The sequence below is a fragment of the Lignipirellula cremea genome, assembly GCF_056501455.1.
In genome coordinates this window covers 2455650-2478253 of sequence record NZ_CM151415.1, presented here as the reverse complement: position 1 = coordinate 2478253, position 22604 = coordinate 2455650, and the positions used below count along the sequence as shown (strand labels likewise).

Annotated in this window: 21 protein-coding genes and 1 tRNA gene; 6 read left to right on the top strand and 16 right to left on the bottom strand. The window is 65.5% G+C overall.

Going from position 1 to position 22604, the window contains the following annotated elements:
* Positions 1 to 280: 280 nt before the first annotated feature.
* Positions 281 to 1288 carry a DUF1559 family PulG-like putative transporter gene (locus SH602x_RS09665; RefSeq protein WP_479476588.1) on the top strand — a complete coding sequence of 336 codons (1008 nt, stop codon included), beginning with the start codon at positions 281 to 283 and terminating at the stop codon, positions 1286 to 1288.
* A 260-nt stretch (positions 1289 to 1548) separates the two neighbouring features.
* Here the strand turns inward: SH602x_RS09665 and moaA are convergent, their stop codons facing one another.
* The 4 genes from moaA to SH602x_RS09645 all read right to left on the bottom strand — a co-directional run bounded on the left by moaA (position 1549) and on the right by SH602x_RS09645 (position 6624).
* Positions 1549 to 2586: a GTP 3',8-cyclase MoaA gene (moaA, locus tag SH602x_RS09660; protein ID WP_479476587.1), complete on the bottom strand. Its 1038-nt coding sequence runs from the start codon at positions 2584 to 2586 to the stop codon at positions 1549 to 1551.
* Positions 2583 to 3065, bottom strand: coding sequence for a molybdenum cofactor biosynthesis protein MoaE (locus SH602x_RS09655; RefSeq protein WP_479476586.1), 483 nt, complete (start codon positions 3063 to 3065; stop codon positions 2583 to 2585). The genes moaA and SH602x_RS09655 overlap by 4 nt, the downstream gene beginning before the upstream one ends.
* A 131-nt stretch (positions 3066 to 3196) precedes the next feature.
* Complete coding sequence (gene moaD / locus SH602x_RS09650) at positions 3197 to 3448, bottom strand: molybdopterin converting factor subunit 1 (protein WP_479476585.1); 252 nt, start codon at positions 3446 to 3448, stop codon at positions 3197 to 3199.
* Between the two features lie 20 nt (positions 3449 to 3468).
* On the bottom strand, positions 3469 to 6624 hold the full coding sequence (locus tag SH602x_RS09645; protein ID WP_479476584.1) for an anaerobic glycerol-3-phosphate dehydrogenase subunit C: 3156 nt from the start codon (positions 6622 to 6624) through the stop codon (positions 3469 to 3471).
* 283 nt (positions 6625 to 6907) lie between these two features.
* Here SH602x_RS09645 and SH602x_RS09640 point away from each other — a divergent pair, with 283 nt between their 5' ends.
* A complete protein-coding gene (locus SH602x_RS09640; protein WP_479476583.1) occupies positions 6908 to 7690 on the top strand; it encodes a carboxylesterase family protein in 783 nt (260 codons plus the stop codon).
* Between the two features lie 131 nt (positions 7691 to 7821).
* Here SH602x_RS09640 and SH602x_RS09635 read toward each other — a convergent pair whose 3' ends face one another.
* The 12 genes from SH602x_RS09635 to SH602x_RS09580 all read right to left on the bottom strand — a co-directional run bounded on the left by SH602x_RS09635 (position 7822) and on the right by SH602x_RS09580 (position 16759).
* The gene (locus tag SH602x_RS09635) at positions 7822 to 8049 is read right to left on the bottom strand and encodes a hypothetical protein (RefSeq protein ID WP_479476582.1); all 228 of its coding nucleotides are present in this window, start codon (positions 8047 to 8049) and stop codon (positions 7822 to 7824) included.
* A 3-nt stretch (positions 8050 to 8052) separates the two neighbouring features.
* Positions 8053 to 8340, bottom strand: coding sequence for a DUF4258 domain-containing protein (locus SH602x_RS09630; RefSeq protein WP_479476581.1), 288 nt, complete (start codon positions 8338 to 8340; stop codon positions 8053 to 8055).
* Positions 8341 to 9861, bottom strand: coding sequence for a hypothetical protein (locus tag SH602x_RS09625; protein WP_479476580.1), 1521 nt, complete (start codon positions 9859 to 9861; stop codon positions 8341 to 8343).
* Positions 9862 to 10027: 166 nt separating this feature from the next.
* Positions 10028 to 10690, bottom strand: coding sequence for a hypothetical protein (locus SH602x_RS09620; protein ID WP_479476579.1), 663 nt, complete (start codon positions 10688 to 10690; stop codon positions 10028 to 10030).
* Between the two features lie 37 nt (positions 10691 to 10727).
* Positions 10728 to 11327 carry a hypothetical protein gene (locus SH602x_RS09615; protein ID WP_479476578.1) on the bottom strand — a complete coding sequence of 200 codons (600 nt, stop codon included), beginning with the start codon at positions 11325 to 11327 and terminating at the stop codon, positions 10728 to 10730.
* 43 nt (positions 11328 to 11370) lie between these two features.
* On the bottom strand, positions 11371 to 12342 hold the full coding sequence (gene epsC, locus SH602x_RS09610) for a serine O-acetyltransferase EpsC (RefSeq protein ID WP_479468819.1): 972 nt from the start codon (positions 12340 to 12342) through the stop codon (positions 11371 to 11373).
* 150 nt (positions 12343 to 12492) lie between these two features.
* The gene (locus tag SH602x_RS09605; protein ID WP_479476577.1) at positions 12493 to 13332 is read right to left on the bottom strand and encodes an ATP-grasp domain-containing protein; all 840 of its coding nucleotides are present in this window, start codon (positions 13330 to 13332) and stop codon (positions 12493 to 12495) included.
* A gap of 102 nt (positions 13333 to 13434) precedes the next feature.
* On the bottom strand, positions 13435 to 13632 hold the full coding sequence (locus tag SH602x_RS09600) for a hypothetical protein (protein WP_479476576.1): 198 nt from the start codon (positions 13630 to 13632) through the stop codon (positions 13435 to 13437).
* A gap of 160 nt (positions 13633 to 13792) precedes the next feature.
* Positions 13793 to 15454: an Nramp family divalent metal transporter gene (locus SH602x_RS09595; RefSeq protein ID WP_479476575.1), complete on the bottom strand. Its 1662-nt coding sequence runs from the start codon at positions 15452 to 15454 to the stop codon at positions 13793 to 13795.
* A gap of 260 nt (positions 15455 to 15714) precedes the next feature.
* Entirely contained in the window at positions 15715 to 16188 is a 474-nt protein-coding gene (locus SH602x_RS09590) for a hypothetical protein (RefSeq protein ID WP_479476574.1), read from the bottom strand.
* A gap of 43 nt (positions 16189 to 16231) precedes the next feature.
* On the bottom strand, positions 16232 to 16603 hold the full coding sequence (locus SH602x_RS09585) for a hypothetical protein (protein WP_479476573.1): 372 nt from the start codon (positions 16601 to 16603) through the stop codon (positions 16232 to 16234).
* 83 nt (positions 16604 to 16686) lie between these two features.
* A tRNA-Ile gene (locus tag SH602x_RS09580) sits at positions 16687 to 16759 on the bottom strand.
* A gap of 379 nt (positions 16760 to 17138) precedes the next feature.
* Between SH602x_RS09580 and ffh the strand changes: the two genes are divergently transcribed.
* From ffh to rpsP, 4 genes are all read left to right on the top strand, one after another.
* Positions 17139 to 18629 carry a signal recognition particle protein gene (gene ffh / locus SH602x_RS09575; RefSeq protein WP_479468692.1) on the top strand — a complete coding sequence of 497 codons (1491 nt, stop codon included), beginning with the start codon at positions 17139 to 17141 and terminating at the stop codon, positions 18627 to 18629.
* A gap of 99 nt (positions 18630 to 18728) precedes the next feature.
* Complete coding sequence (locus SH602x_RS09570; RefSeq protein WP_479476572.1) at positions 18729 to 20246, top strand: ATPase domain-containing protein; 1518 nt, start codon at positions 18729 to 18731, stop codon at positions 20244 to 20246.
* The gene (locus tag SH602x_RS09565) at positions 20239 to 21867 is read left to right on the top strand and encodes an ATP-binding protein (protein WP_479476571.1); all 1629 of its coding nucleotides are present in this window, start codon (positions 20239 to 20241) and stop codon (positions 21865 to 21867) included. Before SH602x_RS09570 ends, SH602x_RS09565 begins: the two co-directional genes overlap by 8 nt.
* Before the next feature lie 322 nt (positions 21868 to 22189).
* Positions 22190 to 22600, top strand: coding sequence for a 30S ribosomal protein S16 (rpsP, locus tag SH602x_RS09560; protein WP_479468688.1), 411 nt, complete (start codon positions 22190 to 22192; stop codon positions 22598 to 22600).
* Positions 22601 to 22604: the final 4 nt, after the last annotated feature.

The following is a 22604-nucleotide window of genomic DNA, read 5'->3' as shown; positions in this document are numbered from 1 at the left end:
GTGCAGCTTTCGCCGCAAGCGCTAAGCCGGCGCGCACACGACGCATCGAAGAATCCTTTACGTCGATCCAGAAGTGCGCGAAAGTTGCGTGAATTCCCTCGATTAAGGCATCTTTCTCTCTTTCTGGAAGATTTCCTGCAAACAGGCTTCTCGATTGCATTGGGGAAGAACGCCCCAGTGCAGGGCGAATCCACCTAACGTACGGCGACAGGGAGGGCGCTGAAGGTGGAGTACGGCCCGCGCCGGCATTTCTTCTATCCGGTTATCGAAGGAGCCCTCCATGTTCGCCTCTTGTCTGTTCCGTCCCCGACGTGTCTTGAAGAAGCGGCAGGCTTTCACGCTCGTAGAACTGCTGGTGGTCATCGCCATCATCGGCGTGCTGGTGGCGCTGCTGCTGCCTGCGGTGCAGGCCGCTCGCGAGGCCGCCAACCGTATGAGCTGCGGCAACAATCTAAAGCAGATCGGGCTCGCGACGCACAACTTTCACGACACGTATCGCCGGTTCCCGCCCGGCGGGCTTTTCCCGACGATTCCGGTGACGCCAAACGTGTCTGGCGAGGATCAGAGCATCGGAACGCTCCCCTTCATCCTGCCGTTCATGGAGCAGACGGCGGTCTGGGACAGGATCAACGAGCAGCTCGATACGAATATCGATCATCACCCGGGCATCACCTACCCCGGGAATACGAAGACGATCGGACACTGGGCCTACGTCGGCAGTTCCTGGGCCGCAGGCCAGACGAAGATCTCGGCCTTCGAGTGCCCCTCGGCCTCGCCCTACGACAACCAGCAACTCTTTACGAAGATCTACACGACGGACGGCAGCATCACCGGCACGGTCTGGGGAATTCCCTATCAAGAGGTCGGTCGAACGAACTACGCATCATGCGCGGGCGGCCTGGGTAACGCCACGGTCGGCGGATGGGGCCTCTACAAGGGGATCTTCTGGTCGCGATCGAAGAACAAGATGGCCAGCGTGATCGACGGCACCAGCAACACGATGATGTTCGGCGAAGTGCTGGGCGGAGTGAACAGCGCCAACAAGAAGCAGCTTTTCTATGCCTTCCCCTGGATGGGCACGGGAGCGATGCCCATGGCGTGGGGGATGCCGAAGCCGCACTCGCAGCCCAATTGGACGCAGTGGGGCGCCCAGCATCCGGGCGGCATCAACGTGGTCCTGGGCGACGGCGCCGTGCGAGTGCTTAATCCGAACATCGAAGCGTACTACTTCCAGGCGTTCACGGGGATGCAGGACGGCGTCATCAACAAGAACGCCGTGTTCGAATGATGCCCGTCGCTGCTTCTGTGAAACCTCGACGCCCTGCCCGGAAAGAGTCACGATGAAGAATTGGTTCGCTACGCTTCTGCTGCTTACGTTCGCGACGGCGATCGTCGGATGCGGGTCCGGCGGGAATACGGCTACCGTCCCGGAAAACCCCGTGCCGATGCCGCCCCCGGCCCAGTCCATAACGGTTGACGGCCCCGGAACAGGGGCACCGCCTCCTGCACCCGCGGCGGCTCCGTAGTCCGCAGAAGGACGAAGCTCCCTCAACCGCCGATCTGGTACATCGCCCGGTCGGGACGCAGGAAGTCGGGCGAGTCGATGCCGTGGCCCGGCTTCTTCGCGGCGACGCAGTCGCGGATCAGCGTCGCGAGCGCCTGATCGTCCGCCCCGCTGCCAGGAACGTCCCCGCGAAGCAGCGCCCGGGCGTCCCATTCCTGCATCGAGAACAGGCAGTTGCGGAACTGGCCCTCGGCGGTGATCCGCAGGCGATTGCAGGCGCCGCAGAAGGGCTGCGTGATCGGTTCGATGAAACCGATCAGCCCCGTACCGTCGGCGAAGCGGAAGTCGACGGCCGGCTGACTCGGGTCGGGGCGTTCCGCCGGCACGAGCGGTCCGTGGCGCTCCTCGATCTGCCGGCGAATCTCGGCGCCGGACAGCACCTGCTCGCGATCCCACTTCCCCTCGGCATCGAGGGGCATGTACTCGATGAACCTCAGTTCCAGATCGCGATCCCGCGAGTAAGCGACCAGATCGTCGATCTCTGGCTCGGTCAGGCCGCGAATCGCGACCGCGTTCAGGCGCAGCTTCGGGAAGCCCTCGCGTATCGCGGCCTCGATGCCGTCCAGGATCCGCTGTAGGCCCTTGCGGCGCGAGATCCGCTCGAAGGTCGCTTCAGATAGGGCGTCGAGGCTGACGTTCAGACGCCGCAAGCCAGCCACCTTGAGCGCCGCCGCCTGTTCTCCGAGCAAAATGCCGTTCGTCGTCAGCGCCAGATCCTCGATGCCGGGAATCGCCGCCAGCATCTGCACCAGCGTCGGCAGGTCCGCCCGCAGCAACGGCTCGCCGCCCGTGAGGCGAAGCTTCCGCACGCCCAGCATCGCCGCCACGTTCGCCACGCGGACGATTTCCTCGAACGTCAGCAACTCGTCGCGAGGCTTGAAGCGGATCCGCTCGTCCGGCATGCAGTAGAAGCAGCGGATGTTGCAGCGATCGGTCACGCTGATGCGGAGGCTGTCGTGGACGCGACCGAACGAATCGACCAGCGGGCCGAGGGCAGCAGGGCCGGAGAGGGCGTCGCTCATGGTCGCGGTCCTTCCGTGGAAGGAGGCTGCGCCGCGGACGCCGCGGCCGCGCGAGGTCGCGACGCAGACGCGTCCGGATGGACCCATTCGACCGTGCCGTCCGCCCAGTTCTCCTTCTTCCAGATCGGCACGCTCTCCTTCAGCGTATCGATCAGCCACTTCGCCGCCTCGAAGGCAGCGTCGCGATGGGCAGAGCTGACGGCGATCGCGACGCTCGCCTCGCCCGGATCGACGCGACCCAGGCGATGGACGATCGCAAGGCCTTCCAGCGGCCAGCGTTCGCGGGCCCGGTTCTGTAGGTCGCTCAGCGCCCTGCCCGCCATCTCGGGATAGCACTCGTAATCGAGCGTCGTCGTTTCGCGGCCCTCGGTCCACGCCCGCGTCGTTCCCAGGAAGAGCGCCACCGCGCCCGCGCGCGTCGAACTGACCGCAGCCAGTACTGCCGCCGGGTCGATCGGGTCGTGCGTCAGTTCGATCATGCGGGCGAGATGCGTCGTTCGTGAAAGCGAGCGGGGAAAGTGCGGCGGTCCGGAAACTCTGCCGCGCCCCTTTATTGTGAAACGAACGACCGCACGGGGAAAGGTTCCGTCGCGTCTGAACGCCCCTGCTTCTACGCTCCGCCGCTGACGGGCGGAATGAAGGCGATCTCGCTCGAATCGCTCAGAATGCGCGAATCGACGGCGTACTCGCGATCCACGGCGATGAACGACCGCGCGGCCAGCTCCGCGGCCTGCGGGTATCGCCGCGAAAGTTCCGCACGGAGATCGGCCACCGTCGCCTCGGCGGGCGCTTCCCACTCGAAAAGATCCGTCCCTGCGGCTTCCCGCAGGCCGGCGAACAGCTTGACGCGATGAACGGGCACGAGCGACGCCTTCTCTGGAATCAGGTCACGACCAGGTCTTCGCCCTGCGACGCGAACAGCCGCTCGACGTCAGGCGCCAGACCGTAGGCGTACGCCAGAATCTTCACCGGATGGATCGTCGGCTTGGACACGCCCTGTTCCATCTGCATCTTACAGGCGCTGCACTCGGTCGAGCCGGCTTCCAGATCGGTCGATCGCATGGCCGAAATCAGATCGCGGCCGATGCGCAGGCTGGTGCGGAAGTTCTTGCGACGCAGTCCGTACGTCCCGGCCATGCCCGAGCATCCTTCGTCGATGTGCCGCACGTCGAGTTCCGGCACGAGCCGCAAGAGCTCCAGCGCCGGCGCACGATCGCCCATGGCGCGAACATGGCAGGGGAGGTGATAGCCGATCGTCCGATCGACCGGTCGAAAGTTCACGTCCAGTTCGCCCTGACGATGCATTTCGAACAGGTAGGCGCAGGCATCGCTCGTCTTCTGGGCGACGGCGAGCGAGTCCTCGTCGTCGAGCACGCGTCGATACTCGTGCGTCAGGCAGAGCGCGGCGGAAGGCTCCGTCGTCACGATGTCGTATCCCTGCCGCACGTACTTCGCCAGGAACGCGACGTTCCGCGCGGCATGTCGGCGAAACGCGTCGCTCGCGCCGGCGACGTACATGGCCATGCCGCTCACCAGCGGTTCGGGCGGCACGAGCACGCGCACGCCGTTCCGCTCGAGCACCGCGATCAGCGCCTTGCCCAGTTGGACGTCGTGCCAGTTGGCATAGACGTCGACGAAGTAGATGACCTTTCGCGACGACCTGACCGTCGACGGCGTCCGTCCGCCGCGCCGCGCGATCCGATGGAACGGGCGCACCGCGAATCGAGGGAGCTTCCGCCCCTGCGCGATGCCGAAGATCCGCTCGATCAGCCACCGCATCGCCGGCTGCTGAATCGACCAGTTCGTAAGCGGGGCGAGCGAGCTTCCCCACGAGGAGACGCGATGCAGCCGCGTGGCGAAGAAGTCCGCAGGGCTCGTTCCGTTCGCCTGCACGTACTGAGCGCGAATCTCGGCAGCGAGCCCCGGAATGTCGACCTCGGCGGGACATTCGAAGCGACACTGGTGACAGTTGAAGCAGAGATCGGCCACCGCCCGCATGGCGTCCGTCGACAGATCCGCCGGTGAGAGCGAACCGGCCAGCGCCGCGCGAAAGAGGTTCGCCTTCGAACGGGGCGCCGCCTCTTCGCGAGGCAGGGCGCGAAACATGGGGCACATCCGCTCGTCGGCGGTGTTCGCGCGACACCTGCCGCAGCCGTTGCAACTTCCCGCCGCGGCGAGCGCCTCTTCCGCCGTCCAGTTCAGCGCCATCGAAATCACGGGCAATTCGATCGCCGCGCGACCGTTTCCGCCGCCTCCGCTCGCCGCGACGGATTCCTTCGCGGGCTTCGCAGGATTCACGGGCTTCGCAGGATTCACCGGCTTCGCGGGATTCGCCGGCTTCGCCGTCCCGAGATCGCTGCCGGACGTCTGCGACGCCTCGGCGCGCTCCCCTGCCCCGCTCTCGTCGGCGGTCGCCAGGGCGAGCGTGACGCGGCGGAGATTCTTGGTCAGCGGCGACGCGATCTCGGGCGAGATCTTTCCGGGATTGAGCAGGTTGCCCGGGTCGAAGATCCGCTTCGTTTCGCGATAGACGTCGTACAGGGCGCCGAACTGCCGGCGGTTGAACCAGCTCCGGCTGAACCCGTCGCCATGTTCGCCGCCGACGATCCCTCCCAGGTCGAGGGCCGCTTCGTACAGGTCGGTCGCGATTCGCTCCATCTTCCGGACGTCGTTCGCGTCGGAGAGCGACAGGAAGGGCCGCAGATGCAGCACGCCGTGCCCCGCGTGGCAGAACATCGACGCCGTCACCGCGTGCGTCTTCAGAACGTTCTGCACCCGCGCGATCATCGCAGAAAGCTGCTCGGGCGGAACGGCGACGTCCTCCACGAACGGCAGCGGTCGCGACGCGCCGCGGAGGCGCGACAGCGTCGGCACGACCCGCCGGGCCAGTCGCCAGTAGAGGTTCCGCTCCGAGTTCTTCAGCGTCGACCGCGAAGCGAAGGCGAGCCCCGTCTTCCGGACCAGACGCTGCGCGACCTCCTCCAGCGCGTGCCGGACGTCGCGCTCGTCGTCGCCGCACTGCTCGATCAGCAGCATGGCCTCCGCCGTTCGCGGAATGAGCGACGCGTATCGCGGATCGGACTCCCGCGCGAGCGCCAGGATCCGGCGATCCATCAGGTCGCAGGCCGCGAAGGGGAGATCCTGGATCGCCATCGCTCCCTGCGCCGCCTTGTCGAGGCGGTCGAAGAAGAGCAGGCTGACTCCCCGATGGGCCGGGCGCGGCACGACCGCGAGCGTCATCTCCGTAATGAGCGCGAGCGTCCCTTCGCTGCCGGCCATCAGCTTGGCCAGGTTGATTCCGCCGTTCTGGCGGACCTCGCCCAGGCGATAGCCCGGCGTCTTCACGCGCATGCCGGGTCGAGCGCCCCGCTCGATCACGTCGGCGAAGCGGTCGACCAGATCGCCCGTCCGGCGAGCCAGATCTTCCGCCCGCGCGGTCGCGGCAGCATTCGGCTGCGGCCACGGATTGTAGGGAACCGTTCCTTCCGGAGATTCCGGCGGCGGAGCGGTGAACTCCACGATCTGGCCGTCGGCGAGCGCGGCCTGCACGCGAATCACGTGGTCCGACGCGGTGCCGTACAGGGGCAGGTGACTGCCGGAGTTGTCGATGGCGACCACCGACCCCATGGTCGTCACCGAGCGGGTCGCCGGATCGGGACCGAACAGCCGACCGAGCGGACGGAGCGCGTAGTTCAGCTGCGCGAGCACGACGCCCGGCTGCACGTCGACCGAATCCTCGGAAATCCGCAGGACCCGCCGCATGCGTGCGGAGAAGTCGAGAACGAGCCCGCCCCCCAGCGCCTCGCCCGCGACGCAGGTGCCGGCTCCCCGGGCGTGGACCGGGATCCCCTGTTCGGAGCAGTACCTCAGCGTCGCGACGACGTCATGCGTTCCCGCCGGGCGAACCACTCCCAGCGGCGGAATCTCGTAGATGCTCGCGTCGGTCGCGTACATCTGCACGAACAAATCGTCGCATCGCACGTCGCCTTGGAGGACGCCGCGAAGGTCGGCCTGAATCTTGGCCCGGGCAGGGTCCATAGGGAACAGCGAGGCGAGCGGGAGGCGTCCGTCCCCTCGGGTCCGTCGACGAAGTCCGTCAGTTGCGACGAATCCGGGGGGGCGTCATAGTAATCGGCGGCGGAATTCTCCGTCCGAGCGCCGAAGGCGACAAGATCGGCAAAGGGGGCAATGTTTCTCGCGGTCGCCGCGGAAGAGACGCCCGAAGCGGCGCAATCGGTTGCGGCAGCGATCCCGGGCGGTTTCAATGGGACCGTCGCCGCCCGTGCGACTCTCCTAATCCGCCTCCTGCGACCCTACGCACATGAATCGCCCCCTCCTCGCTCTTCTGGTCGCGCTTGCCATGACCGAACTTTCCGCCGCGCTGCTTTATGCCCAGAACACGCCGGCGGAAGCGTTGACCGCCGAGACGTTCAAGTCCGACGAGGGCGGGACGCTGAATTACCGGCTGCTCGTTCCGCCGAAGATCGAAGAAGGGGAGAAGTACCCGCTGGTCATCTTCCTGCACGGCGCCGGCGAACGGGGCAGCGACAACGCGGCGCAGCTCAAGCATGGCGTCGGCGAATTCGTTCGGCATCGGAGCGACTATCCCTGCTTCCTGATCGCCCCGCAGTGTCCCGAAGGGAAGCGCTGGGTGGAAGTCGACTGGTCAGCGGCGACGCACGATCTGCCGAAGGAAGCGGGCGACCAGATGGCGCTCGTTCGCGGCGTGATCGACCAGTTCGTCAAGGACAAGCCGGTCGACGCCGACCGGATCTACATCACTGGCCTCTCGATGGGAGGCTACGGCACGTGGGACGCGATCTCGCGCTATCCCGACCTGTTCGCGGCTGCGGCGCCCATCTGCGGCGGCGGCGACCCGAAGCATGCCAAGACCATCAAGGACCTTCCCATCTGGTGCTTCCACGGCGACCAGGACCAGGCCGTCAAGGTCGAGCGCAGCCGGGCCATGATCGAGGCGATCAAAGCCGCAGGCGGGGAGCCGAAGTACACCGAGTATCCCGGCGTCGGCCACGACTCCTGGACCCAGTCGTACAAGAACGACGACTTCTTCGCGTGGCTCTTTGCGCAGAAGCGAGGGGAGTGAGGCCTCAGTCCCGCACCACGAAGCAGGAGACGTTTTCCTGCACCTGGGTGGCCCCGATAGCTCCGCTATTGGGGTCGACGAAGTCGACAAGAGGAAGGCGTTCAACGGCGCCGAAGGACGCTGACGCGTTTTCAAACCGGCTCCATCGCTTTGTAGACCTTCCCTCTCTCAGACAGCCAGACGATATCCCGTCGTTCCGCGTGATCCTTGATCTCGCGCAGCAACTGAACGGTTTCAGGCTCGTAGCAGGGTTCGCTCGGGTCGTCGGCCGGAATCACCATTTCCACTTCGACCGCGACGACGAACTCATTCGTCTGAATAAGTCGAGTCCGCTTGATTCGCTCGCCGGGAATCTGCATAGGTCAGCCGCGATCGAGATAATGAACCGTCACGAGTTTCGCGACGCCGGACTGTTTTAGATACGACCAAACCGCCTTTACTTCGGTTCCGTCGGGCAGGGTCTGCCGAACCTCGACGGTCGGATTGGGCGACGAGGCTGGGCATTCCGCCATTAGTTCACCGTCCGTCAACCCGGCGACGACTTGCCATTCCATGATACTTCGCTCTTCCAAACGCTCGGATGCGTGGAGGCCGACGAGGTATCTTTCCTCTGCGACGAGTCGCTGGATCGTTCGGAATAGCTCCCCCATTTAAGCCAGCGCCGCCCGCGTCCGCTGCACCAGATCGTTGTCCGCCCGCTGGGTCGACTGGAGCTTGTAGACGTTCGTGGCGAGGTAGTAATCCCGCCAGCCGGGCGAGACGTGGTAGTAGTCTTCGAGCACGGCGCTCGAGAACTTGTAGTCGTGCGCGTCGTCCCCCTTCAGGAACGTCAGCACCCGGGCCGCGTCGATCAGCGTCTCGGGCGAGTTCCCCCGCTTCAGATAGGCCAGCGTCAGATTCGCCGCGTCGAGCGAATCGTCGCCGACATGCGCGAAGATCTCGTCGACTGCCGGGCCTTCGCCTGACTTCGCGTCGTCCGACGCGAGCGAGTCGATCGTCACGTCCTTCACGCCGCCCCGGCTGCCCAGCGCCTCGCGGAACATCGGAATAAAGGCGGCGTTCTGCAACAGAATCATCCGCCTCGTCTCGTCGTCGCCCGCGGCGTCGAAGGCGTACTTCGCGGCGTTCGACGTCGTGACCGCGTGCAGCGCCACGATGCCCGGCTGCTTCATCAGCAGTTCGCCCGCCGCGACGAGCTGCGCATCCCAGACGGACTGCGCCGCGACGCCCCGGTTGAGCAGGTCGACCGTCAGGTCGCACGTCGCTTCGTTGGAGCCCGTCCTGAGGGCGGTCAGCATCTCCTTCGTCGCTTCGTCGTCGAGTTTGCCGTCCTGCCACTCCTTGCGGATCTTCTTGACCAGCCCCTGATTGCGTCGGAAGGGCTTGTCCGCGGCGTCGTCCCGCTGGGCCGGGTTGCCTCCCTCGTGCATCAGCAGGGCGTAGGCGAGCGACCGCAACACGGGCTCCGCATGCTGCTTGCCGATGACCTCCAGCGTGCGACGGCTGTTGGCGACGTAGATCGCCTTATGCCCGATCGAGCGGAAGTCCCGCATGCCGTACCGGAAGAAGAGCTCGTAGATGCCCGCCACGCCGGCGCTGCGTGCGAGCGACGCCACCGCGGCGTCGGCCTGCTCCTCGTTCCAGTCGTCCATCGCGTCGACGAACGCGGCAGGCGAAGCGGACGCATGCGGCAGCTTCGACTCGTCGACCGGGCCCATCGTCCAGTTATTCTCCTGGACGTCGCGGGCTTCGCCGGACTTGTAATGATCGAGGGCCCAGAAGATCGGCAGCCAGCGATGCTCGGGCGGCGAAGCCATGCTCGCCAGGTGAGCGGAGTTCACGACCAGCACGGCGTGGAACTTGTGCCCCACCGAGGGTCGCGGCTGCACGTTGCGCACGCCGGCAAGCAGCAGCGCGGCGAGGACCTGCTGATACGACAGTCCGTTCTTGATCTTCGACCCGATCTCTTCGAGCAGCCGATTGCGCGGCGTCTCCTCGATCAGTCGCACGGTCGGTTCGATCGAGGGATCGAAGCGGACGACGTTCGGATCGAGCTTCGCCTCTTCTGCCGAGACGCGCGGCAGCGACGACAGGAAGCCGAGATCGCCCAGTCCGGCCAGCGCCGCGGCGCCCCCTGTCGCCTGCAGGAATCGTCGTCGGTTCGCGGGCATGGGAGGGCCTTCAGGGGAGGGGGAAGAGTCGGAGAACCGCCCGGCGAACTTCATCGCCTGTTCGTTGCGGCTTCGCTCCTCATTTTACGACCCTGCCTCGCGAAGATGCGAGCAAGAACCTGCAGAGTTCGCCGCACGCCATCGCCGCGATCGATTCGTACGCCCCTTACTTCGCCGAACGGGCCTCTTCCGCGGGAGCGGGCGACGAGGAGGTTTGCGGCGGCGTGACGCGGACGGTGAAGACCTGATCGCCGGAGGGCAGCTCGACCTCGTCGAGAATCGATTCGACCTCGTGCGGGTCGGTGACCATCTGCAGGTCGCGCAGGCGAAGTTTATCGTTCGCCTGATAAATCACGACCGAAACGAGCGAATAGCCCTGCGGATCGAGCGACACGTAGTACCACCGCATGCACCGCAGGGTCGCCACGTCGTCCATTCCCGCGAGCATCAGACTGTCGACGCGTCGATCGGCCATCGTCTGGGCGAGCAGTTCGAACCGGTCGTCGAACTCTTCTTCCGCGGCCTCTCGGGCCTCCGAATCGAGCCGCACGTCGGAATGGAAGGCCCAGTACCACTCCCCGAGTGCGTTCCGCGAAGCCTCCCGCGTCGCATCGCGACCCGACGCGATCAGAGCCGAACCGATGTGCTGGATCGCGGCCTTGAGTTGCGGGTCGGCGATGCGGCGGTCGAGAGCGGACCTCGGCGGCGCCGCCGGCGCGACCGATTCCCCGGCAGGCGTCGCGGGGGGAGCCTGCGCGGCAACTGTTGAGATCGACGTCGCGCTGCACGCGACGATCAGCAGGCCCAAGCTCTTCGCGAATCCGTTCATGTCTGATTCCCGTGGGTCTTGCGATCCGTCGAGCCCGTCAGGGAGCGATGGTCAGCGAGGTCGTCGGCGCCGTGTCGTCGCCGGGCGTCCACGTGACGTCCACCTTCTTCTCGCCGCCCGGAATCTCGATCGCGTTCATCGCCGCTTCGACTTCGTCGAGGTCGGTCAGCACGTCGAATCGAAGAATCTTCGCTCCGCCGTCGCTGCGGACGAGCACGATACGAAAGAGCGCCGGTCCGCGCCCCGCCAGCGAAAGGAAGTGCCAGCGCACGCAGGCGGGACTCGCCACGTCGTCGATGCCGACCAGCGCCAGAGTGCGCAGCTTCTTCTCGGCCGCGACCTGCGCGATCTGGCTGAACGCGCGGTCGAACTCTGCCTCCGCCTGGCGAAGCTGCTCGGGCGCCAGGTCGACGTCCTTCTGAAACGCCCAGTACCGGCTTCGCAGCGCCTCGCGGGCCTTCGCGCTGTCGGGAGCATGACCCGTCGCCATCAGCGTCATGGCGACGTTCTGCATCGCTTCCGGGAGACCCGCTTCGCTCAGTCGTCGCTGGAACGGCGTTTCGGGCTCCTGCCCCCAGGCAGCGGTTACGCAGCACAAAACCGCCGAAACGCAGGCAAACCTCAGGAATCCGTTCATGCGCCGATCGCTCCGTCGTTCGAGATCTGCGCTTCGTCGCGCATCAGATCTCGAAATTTAGCACGGCGTTCATGTCATCCGGAAGCTCGGATTTCATCCGCAGGCGGGGCTTCTCCATGATCACGGTCGTCTTCGGAGCGACGCTTTCGGTCACCCAGACGCTGGAACCGATCACCGATTCGCGTCCGATCACGGTCTTCCCTCCCAGGATCGTCGCGTTGGCGTAGATCACGACGCCGTCCTCGATCGTGGGATGCCGCTTGCGGTCGCGGATCAGGTTGCCGTCGGCGTCTTTCGGGAAGCTGAGCGCCCCCAGCGTCACGCCCTGATAGACCTTCACGTCGTCGCCGATCCGGCAGGTCTCGCCGATGACGACGCCCGTGCCGTGGTCGATGAAGAACCGCTTCCCGACCGTGGCGCCGGGATGAATATCGATGCCGGTCCGCTTGTGGGACCACTCGGCCATCATTCGCGGAATGTAGGGCACCCCCATCGCGTACAGTTCGTGCGCGATGCGATGGACCGTGATCGCCTGCAAACCGGGATAGCAGAGGACGACCTCGTCCGGGCTCTTGCAGGCCGGATCTCCGCGGAAGGCCGCATGCACGTCCGCGCCGAGCATCTTTCTCAACTCGGGCAACCGGCGGAGCAGCTCGACCGTGATCTGCTGTCCCTTGGCCTCGTAGTCGAGATCGCACGGATCGACGCCGGAGCCTCGCATTTCTACCCGGTCGGCATGCATCAGCGCCCGCGCGATCTGGGTCGTGAGCTTGTCGTGCAGGCCGTCGATCAGGTCGCCCACGTGGTACAGGACGTTGCCGATGTGAAGCTTCTCCCGACGGCCGAAGCCGGGGAAGAGAATCTCCCGCAGGTCGCCCAGGCACTCGACGACCGCGTCGTACTGCGGCAGCGGGCAATGGCCCAGGTGGTGGACCGTCCCGGGCTCGCCGTAAGTCGCGACGATGCGATTGGCCAGATCGCCCAAGCTTTCCTTCAGCCGCAGATCAGTCGACATGGATCGTCCTGGTTCACGGACGGGGGAGGAGGTTCCCGTCATGCTCGCCATCCCGGCGTATCTCCTTCGTCATCGAGCGGCGCCTCACGTCCGATTGAGACGATTCTGACGGTTCTTCGCTCCCGGCGGCATGCCCCGCAGGCGCTTTCGTCAAACTTCGCCCAAGTTGCCGCGGTCCTGGCGAGACTCTGCGTTCGCGGTCCGGGCGCTCCATATCGCCACGAACTCCTCAGGAGTCCAACCGACCAGGTCAGAGACTTGCCCGTCTCCGATTTCGACGATCCGAGCCCGTCCTGAGTCGTCGATCGCGACGTCGACGGCGATGAAGGGACTGGAAATCCTCTGAGCGACCGCTTCGACCGGTGCGGGAACGGGTCTTCCCCCAGGGCCATAGGGAACGCCGTCGAGGACGAAGTAGCGGACCTCGGAATCGGAGAGCAGATTCTCGAACTCGCGAACGCAGATTCCGCCTTCCAATTCATCCCGATAGGCGAGCGTCTCGCGCAGCCAGCGCAGAGCGTCCTCCTCCGTTTCGACGACCGAGCCTCCGCCCGTCTTCAAGGACTTCACGTAGTCCTTCAGGAAGTAACGACTCCACCCGAGCTTCCGCAGGGTCGGCACAAGCTCCTCTGCAGATGTGAACCAAACCGTTCGAGGCGTGAACTCCTGCACCGCGTCGTACCAGTTCGGCAAGTGATGCGCGAGGCGATAGGCGATCGCGCTGGTCAGCGACCTTCCGCCGGAACGCGCGACCGCCTGTTCGAGACGCTCGTATCGTTCCGGCGTAACCATCCAGCCGCGATAGACGACGGTCGCGCCGTGAGGAACGTCGCACCGGTCTCCGCGTCCGTCGAAGACGCTGTCGGGAACAATCGAAACGCCGAATCCATCGGACCGAATCAGATCCGCCTGCCGACGAAACAGAGGTTCTACGAGCCGCTCGTCGAATCCATCGGGCGGAAAGAGAAAGTGAAGCAATGACCGTCTCACGCGGAAGGAGCCAGGCAGAGCCGACTTCGACTTCGTATACGACAGCGTGACTCTTCGATTCGTTCGTAACGCTCATCGAAGCTTCCGCATCCGCGTCGCGCGTCAATCTTCCTGGGCGCCGGCCACCGCGTCTTTGAGCCAGGCGTGGTAGGCCTGCTGCGATTCGAACGTCAGGCGCAGCTTCCCCTTGCCTTCGGCGATAGGCAGGACAGCAGGGCGGACCTTGAACCGGCTGCCCTTAGCGCGACGCTGCGGCGCAAGGTCGACCGCCCGGCAGATACCGGCGCGGCGGGGAATCACGCAGGATGGCGTCGCGAGGAACGGCGAGCTTTGCCTTGCGGATCGCGAGTCGTGCGTTCGACCGTCTCTGAGCGGGGGATGACAATCCCCCGAGGTCCAGGCGTAGCCGCAAGGTCTGCCCTCGGGGGATTCACCTCCCCCGCTCGCCTGAGGATTCGAATCAGGCGTTCTTCGCAGGTTCTGCCGGGGCGGTCGCCGCGGGGGGCTCTTCCGCCAGCATCTTTCCGACCTCGTTCACCGTCGTCAGGATCGCGATCGCGGTGAAGAAGATGCCGGCCAGGAACAGGCCGAAGCGGCGCAGCCTCGACGGACGCAGCTCCTGCGGCATCAGAAGCGTGTTGACCAGCAGCACGTGCCAGCAACTGAAGCCGAGCGCGTAGTTGTAAAGCATCGTCGACCAGACCAGCAGGCCGTCCCCCTTCACCTGGGTCAGCATGGTCAGACCGAACAATGCATAGATGCAGAGGACACCGAAGTAGAGCTTGCGGATGTGCCGCGGGTCCCACCGACGCAGATGGGGGCTCGCGGTCCAGATCATGTCGACCCAGCGCCGCAGCACGCCGTCCGACGTCGTCGCCAGGCTGGTCGACAGCACGAGCAGGCCGCAGAACATCGTGAGGTACCAGAAGGCCGGTCCCAGCGTCGGACCGACGGCCTCCTGCACGCCGTCCGCCGTCATGCCCGCGGCCAGCCACTTGTCCTCGGGGATCTCCTTCCCGCGGAGAAACTGCACGCTCAGCATGCTGGGAAGCGCGATGCCGAGCACGCAGGCGGGCGCCCAGACCATGAGCTGTTCCCGGTGAACGTGGCGGACCCAGCCCCGCCAGCGCTCGAGCGATTCCTTCGTCACCTGAAAGACCATGCCGACGTGCGACAGGGAGATCTTCCGTCCGCCGACGAAGCTGGGGATGGCGCCGACGTGATGACCCATGCCCCAGCCCTGGTCGCGGGTGTAGCCGCTGATCGGGGTGTTGGTCAGCCCGCCGTTCCCGCAGATCGCCGCCATCGCCGCGATGATCCCGATCATCGAGAAGTCGATGACGGGGAACCCTTCGCCCGACGCCACGGAGACGATGGCGTTCTTCACCGCCGGACCGTCCGGCGAAGCGACGGGCACGTTGCCGAACTGGAAGAAGCCGCCGAAGATCTCCGCCCAGGTATCCCACGTCGAATAGCCGATCGCGAGGAACAACAGGAAGCCGACGACGACGACCAGCTTGAAGGCCATGATCGCCTTCAGCGAGTTGTAGACCTTCCCTCCCACGATCAGCGGCAGCAGCGCCGCGACGAAGATGCCGCAGCCGATCCCCTTCAGCGTCGCCGACTCGGCCGCGAGCGACGTATCCGGCAGCCTGCCGTAAACGAGCGAAAAGAGCGGGATCGCCGCGTTCGACGCCAGATACGGCAACACCGAACCGAAGTCGAGCACCAGGTAGACCGCGACCCACAGGATGGGCCCGGGCGGGATGCGGAACTTGCCGGTGAAGATCGGCTCGCCCGTGTAGAGCGTGTAGCGGCTGATCTCGATGTTGTAGATCGCCTGGCCGACGATGCTGAGCGTGGCCAGCCACAACAGGGCCCCGCCGTACCGGGCGCTGACCATCGGCCCGGTGAGCCACTCGCCACCGCCGATCGCCGCCGCGCCGGAGACCAGTCCCGGTCCGATCAGGAACAGCAGATTCCGCCAGCGAAACAGGGGCGCCGGGATCAGCTCCCCCACGTCCCACCGCGGCATGCTCTTCGTGCCGGGATGGGGAGCGAGCGCTTCTTCCTTCGCGGCCTCGTCCGACGACGAGACCTGCGGCGGGGCGGGACTGGACATGAGCGGAGAAGCAGAGGAGCGGGGGAGGAGGCCTGCATGATACCGGCCCCGGCGCCTGAATTGAATGCTTTCGCGCCCGCTCCCTTTCGCCTGCTATTCGACCGGATCGCGACTCGCGGCTAGCGACTGCGTTGCCCGGATTGCTCATCAATCCGGGCAACGCAGCCCGCAAGAGGATCGACGAGTCCGTTCGCTGCGTCGTTCGATGTCGTCGAAGCTCTCCGGCTGCCGCTGCTCTCGCCTACTCGTTGATCCGCTCCCTAACCCCGAGGTCGGGAAAAGACCGCCGCGAGAACCAGAATGGTCGTCGCAAGGCCGACGAGCGGGATGCCCATGCCGAGGAATCCGGCTTCTCCGGTCGCCAGACTGGTCGCGACGTAGAGGAGGCCCAGCAAGAGCGGAATCCAGGCCGACCACGAGCGTCCCAGGCAGAGCAGGGCGCCCGGCACCACGAGCAGCAGCCCATGCACGAGAAGCACGGCCGACAACGAGCGCGGCAAGCCGACGTCAGTCACGAACGTGAGCCCGAAGAAAATCGCTCCGACCGCGCTCTGCATCAATCCGAACAGCATCATCGGCAGCCCCATCGTCCACTCGACGATGCGCAGCACGAGGCGCCCTCTCCCCTTCGCGGCCCCCTTCGCGGCGTCGGAGGTCGCCTCGACGCCCGGCGCGCGATAGGGATCGGCCGCGTCAGGCTTCTCGTCGTTCCTCCCGATCTCGATCGCGTTCATCGAAGTCGTCCTTCGTACTGTCTGCCGCGCAGCTCCTGCGACTTCACGCGGCGGTGATCATCGCTATCCAAACCGCCATTGCGAACCAAAGCCCCACGCCGAGCGATGCCGCAAGCGCCGTGTACCACCTGGGCCAGATGATTACGGACGCAACGGCGAGCAGCGACGGGATCGCGATCCCGATCCCGATGAGGCGATGCTCAACCGGAGCACGTGATTGCGAGACGAGCCACAAAGGACCGGGCAGCAAGTTGGAATCCGCGTTGAACCGGTTCCCTTTCGGATAGACGAGAACGACGAACGCGAACAACGCGGCGAAGGCGACGAATGTTCGTACCAAGATTTTCCGTGAGATCGGCAGCACGATGCGGCTGTCGTCGGGCGGGGATGAAGGCGGTTCGTACGGATTCGACACTGTCCCGTCACCATCCGGTCGATTCGGGACTGCTCCGCCGCGATCGCAGTTCGCGAAACCGCGAACTGCCGAAGAGATGCGAATAGGGCCGGTCTGATTCGAACAGACGACCAAGGGATTATGAGTCCCCTGCTCTAACCGCTGAGCTACGGCCCCGGGTAGGCGGCGAAACGATCGGTCCGCCGCCGGCGTGCGATTGTATCGGCGAATGCCGCCAGGAGGGATGCGAGTCGAGCGTCAGCGACATGCGTCCGGCGCCAGGGACTCGAGTCGAGCCGCGACGACGGTCGGGCGGCGGGGGCATTATCGGTAGGCGGCGACGGCGGTCGCCCCGGGCAGCGCCTGTCGGGCGATCGGGCGTCCGGTAAGATGAACGGCCAATCGCCGGGCGGGCGTCAGGTCCGCCGGGGAAACGTTGGCCGTCGGGCGCGGGCTGTAAGGAAGATCGCTCGCTTCCCTCCCGGACCGCTGCCGGCCCCTTCAGGTTCATCGTCGATCGCCGATTCGAGTCGGCGAAGAAGCCGCTTAGTCGTCTATGTTCGAATCTCTCCGCGACAACCTTCATTCCGCCGTCAAGTCGCTTCGCGGAAAAGGGAAGCTGACCGAAGCGAACATGCGGGAGGGGCTCAAGCTCGTCGAGCAGTCGCTCATCGAGGCCGACGTCAGCTACGACGCCGTCAAGGCGTTCATGGGTCGCGTCACCGAGAAGTCCCTCGGCCAGAAGGTACTGCTCGCGCTCGACCCCGCCCAGCAGGTCGTCGGCATCGTGCACGACGAACTGGTGTCGCTGCTGGGGCCCGTCGATTCGTCGCTCCACCTGAAGAAGGGGCTGACGATCATCATGCTCTGCGGCCTGCAGGGCTCGGGCAAGACGACCACCTCGGGCAAGCTGGCCAAGCTGCTGCTGGAGAACAAGTTCAAGCCGATGCTGGTCGCGGCGGACGTGAAGCGTCCCGCGGCCATCGACCAGTTGCACGTCATCGGCGATCAACTCGGCGTGCCGGTCTATTCCGAGCGCGGCCGCACCGACGAGGAGACCAGCAAGCTCGACCCGGTGAAGGTCTGTCAGAACGGCGTCGCACATGCGAAGAAGCAGGCCGTCGACGTCGTGATCCTCGACACGGCAGGCCGCCTGGCGATCGACGAAGAGCTGATGAACCAGCTCAAGAAGATCGACGACCGGGTGCAGCCCGACCAGGCCTATCTGGTCGTCGACGGCATGACGGGGCAGGACGCCGTCAACAGCGCCAAGGCGTTCCACGACGCGCTCGCGCTCGACGGCTTCATCATGACGAAGCTCGACGGCGACGCCCGGGGCGGGGCGCTGCTGTCGGTGAAGCACGTCACGGGCGTGCCGATCAAGTTCATCGGCACGGGGGAGAAGCTCGACGCGCTGGAGCCCTTCACCCCGGAGGGAATGGCGGGCCGGATCCTGGGCCTGGGCGATATTCGCCAGCTCGTGGCCGAAGTCCGCAAGGTCGTCGACGAGAAGGAGCAGAAAGAGCTCGAAGACCGCATGGCCCGCGGCATCTTCACGCTCGAAGACTTCCGCGATCAGATGATGAAGATCGCGAAGCCGGGCCTGATGCAGAAGATGATGGCCCTGATGCCGGGCATGGGTCAGATCGCCGAGGCGATGCAGAACGCCGACACGTCCAAGGACGTGAAGCGGATGATCGGCATGATCGACTCGATGACCCAGGAAGAGCGCCGCAATCCGAAGGTCATCGACCCCAGCCGCCGCAACCGCATCGCCAAGGGCGCCGGCGTCCAGGTCAGCGAACTGACCGGCCTGCTCAAGCAGTTCGAGGTGATGAAGCCCCTGATGACGATGATGGCCGGCAAGGGGGGCGGCGACCGGATGAAGATGATGGCCGACATCCAGAAGAGCGGCCTGCTGAACCCCGGCGGGCAGATGCCCAAGCTGAAAAAGGGAACCGGAAAGCGACTCACCCCCAGAGAGAAAGAACAGGCCCGTAAGGAACGGGAAAAGGCCCTCAAAAAAATGAAGAAGGATCGCAAGTAGGCGCCGGAAATGCATCCTGGACCTGTCCGACTGGCGGAAGGGCCTAAAGTGGATCCAGGAAGAAATACGGCGTCTTAAGCGAGAGCGAGGGATAGTTCGATGTCGGCGACCGGGTCAGTCGGTGGCGAGGAGATCATCGGTACAGGATCCCCCGAGTTGGACGCGATCCTGTACGGCGGTTTGCCGGCCAATCGCGTCTACCTGGTCGAGGGGACGCCAGGCACCGGCAAAACGACCTTGGCCATGGGGTTCCTGCTGGAGGGACTCAAAGCCGGCGAAGCCGGCATGTACGTCGCCATCTCGGAGAGCAAGCAGGAACTGGAATCGATCGCCGCCTCCCACGGCTGGTCGCTCGACGGACTGCTGATTTATGAGCTGCTCGATCCGGCGGAGTCGCTCGACGCGGAATCGCAGTACTCGATGTTCCATCCGTCGGAGGTGGAACTCGGCACGACCACCCGGGGCGTGCTCGACTTCGTCGAGAAGCACAAACCGCGGCGGATCGCGTTCGATTCGCTGTCGGAACTGCGCCTGCTGGCCCAGAATCCGCTCCGCTATCGACGGCAGATCCTGGCCCTGAAGCAGTTCTTCGCGGGGCGCGACTGCACGGTCCTGTTGCTCGACGACCGCACGACGCTCAGCGAGGACCTGCAGGTCCACAGCATCGCGCATGGCGTCATCTCGCTGGAGAGCATCGCGTCGGAATACGGCGACGAGCGGCGGCGTCTGCGAATTAAGAAGCTGCGGGGTCGCCGGTACATGGCCGGCTACCACGATTTCGAAATCGTGCCGGGGGGACTCTCCATCTATCCCCGCAAGGCGCTCGCGCCGAGCGTTCCGCACGATCACGCGGAGTATCTGCTGAGCGGCAACGAGTCCCTCGACCAGTTGCTGGGCGACGGCATCTCGCCCGGCACCAGCGCGCTCCTGCTGGGACCGGCCGGCACGGGAAAGTCTTCCTGTGCGGCGCTTTACGCGATCTCCGCCGCGAAGCGGGGCGAGCGGGCGGCGATCTTCACGTTCGACGAAAGCGTCGACACGCTGTTGGAGCGCGCCCACGGCTTGGGGATGGACCTCGCCACGCACGTAGATAACGGTCTCATCGCGATCAAGAAAATCGATCCAGGCGAAGTCTCGCCGGGCGAGTTCGCTCACATGGTCCGCGAGGCGTCCAAGGACCGCGACGGGGAGGGTCGCCTCAGCCTGGTCGTGATCGACAGCCTGAACGGCTACCTCGCGTCGATGCCGGAAGAGCGCTTCCTAACGATGCAACTGCACGAGCTGCTGTCGTATCTGAGCGCTTCGGGGATCGTGACGTTTCTCGTGGTCACGCAGCATGGCATGCTGGGCTCGACCATGTCGTCGCCTGTCGACGCCAGCTACCTGGCCGACGCGGTGATCCTGTTTCGGTACTTCGAAGCCAACGGCGAAATCCGCCAGGCGATCAGCATCGTCAAGAAACGGAGCGGCGGTCACGAACGAACCATCCGCGAGTTCAGCATGCGAGGGGGTCGCATCGCCGTCGGGGAACCGCTGCGCGAGTTTCAGGGCATCCTGAGCGGAATTCCGACCTATCTCGGCGCCCCGGCCCAGCTGATGGAACAGACCGATGATTGAAGCGGACGCGGCGGTCGGTAGCCGTCGGGTTCTGCTGCTCGCCCCGACGCGACGCGATGCGCTCGTCGCCGAGCGGATCCTGCTCGACTGCAAGATCGAGTCGCGGATCTGCGAGTCGATGGACGAGCTCTGCACCCTGGCGGAGCGCGACGGCGCCGGGGCCGCTCTGATCGCGGAGGAACGACTGCGCGAGGGGGGAACCGAGATGCTCCTCGGCATGCTCGACCGTCAGCCGCACTGGTCCGACCTGCCGATCGTGGTCCTGCTCACCGGCGACGAACTGTTCCCGGAACCACTGGCGAGGCTGAACGAGTCGGCCAACCTGACGATGGTGACGCGACCGCTGCGCATCGCGGCGTTCGTCAGCGCCGTTCGGGCGGGACTTCGCGACCGGATTCGCCAATATGCCGTGCGGGACCTCCTGTCCGAACGCGACCTGACCGCGCAGCGACTTCGCGAGGCGCTCTCCGCCGCGTCGGCCGCGAACGTCGCGAAGAGCCAGTTTCTGGCGAACATGAGCCACGAGATCCGCACGCCGATGACGGCGGTGCTCGGCTACGCCGATCTGCTCGCGGAGCGCGAAACCGATCCGGAGAAGTGCGACTTCCTGGACGTGATCAAACGGAACGGCGTGTTCCTGCTCGAGATCATCAACGACATCCTCGACTTGTCGAAGATCGAATCGGGCAAGCTGGAGATCCGCCACGAGCGGTTCTCGCCGCAAAGGTTCGTCGAGGACGTCCACCTGCTGATGAACGTTCGCGCGGAAGAGAAGGGCGTCGAGCTGCGACTGCGGTTCGACGGTCCGATCCCCGAAGCGATGCGGAGCGATCCGAACCGGCTCAAGCAGATCGTGGTCAACCTGGTCGGCAACGCGATCAAGTTCACCGAAGAAGGGGAGGTCCGACTGACGGTCGGATACGCCGACGGCGCGAACCATCGCATCCGCTTCCGCGTGACCGATACGGGCATCGGCATGACCGAGGATCAGCTCGCGAGACTCTTCCGGCCCTTCTCGCAAGGCGACGCCTCGGTCACCCGATCCTTCGGCGGAACCGGCTTGGGCCTGGCCATCAGCCAGCGCCTGGCCCAGTTACTCGGCGGCAAGATCACGGTCGCGAGTCAGCCGGGCCGGGGAAGCGAATTCGTCTTCGACGTTCCCGTGGGCGACGTCGGCGAATTGCGCCTGGTGACGCCCCCGTCCGAATCGCGACTCGCTTCGACGCAGATGCAGAAAGCGGTGCGGCTCGCCTGTCGCGTGCTGGTGGTGGACGACCGGCGGGACGTGCGACTGCTGACGCGGCATATCCTGCAGCGGGCGGGCGCCGAGGTCGAGTTCGCCGAAGACGGCCTGGAGGCGCTGGAATGCGTCCGCACGTCGCTCTCGGGCGGGTCGAACTTCGATGCGGTACTGCTCGACATGCAGATGCCGCGGCTGGACGGCTACCAGACCGCCGCGAAACTCCGCACGATGGGCTTCCGGGCTCCGATCATCGCCCTGACCGCCGACGCCATGCAGGGAGACATGGACCGCTGCCTGGCGAACGGCTGCAACGCCTACCTCAGCAAGCCCATCGACGCCGCGCAGCTCGTCGCGGCGCTGGCGAAGTTCGCGTGCTGAGCGCCGTCCTGCTTGTCGACATTGCAGCCATTTTCCTTCTCCCGCCCCACGCCGATGCGCCGCTCCCTGCGATTTTCCGAGGGAAGCCCCTTTACAGGCGGGCGGAAGCGCGGGCAAAATACCCGGTTTCCCGTTGAGGGCCGGGGCGCGCTGAAAGCTCGCACCGACTGCCGGGAAACATGAAATAACGATACGCATCCTGCGAACGTCGCAGGAGTTGCGTCCCATAGCGTGGCGGAAGCGAAGCGGACGGACGGGCGTTTGACCCACCGGCTCGTTTTTCCTTCGACGCGATCTGTCAGCGGGTTTCGAGGAGCTGGTCGTGGCGGTACGCATTCGGATGAGGAAGTTGGGTCGCAAGCATCGTCCGTTCTTTCGCCTGTGCGCGATCGACGGACGGCAGCAGCGCGACGGGCGCGTCATCGAGGAACTGGGTCATTACGACCCGATGGTTCCCGACACCGACGCCCGGGCCATTCTCAACGGCGAACGGATCGCGTACTGGGTCAGCGTCGGCGCCCAGCCGAGCGAGGCCGCCCGGGTTCTGATCAAGAAGTACGGCCAGAACGGCACGCACCTCGAAAAGCAGAAGTCGGCCCTCGAAAAGCTGGCGAGCAAGTCCTACCGCCCGCAGCCGATGAAGCCGATCAAGGCCAAGCCCGCTCCGGCGCCTGCCGCCGAAGCCCCGGCTGAAGAGGCTCCGGCCGAAGCCGCCGCCGGCGAAGGTTCCTGAACCT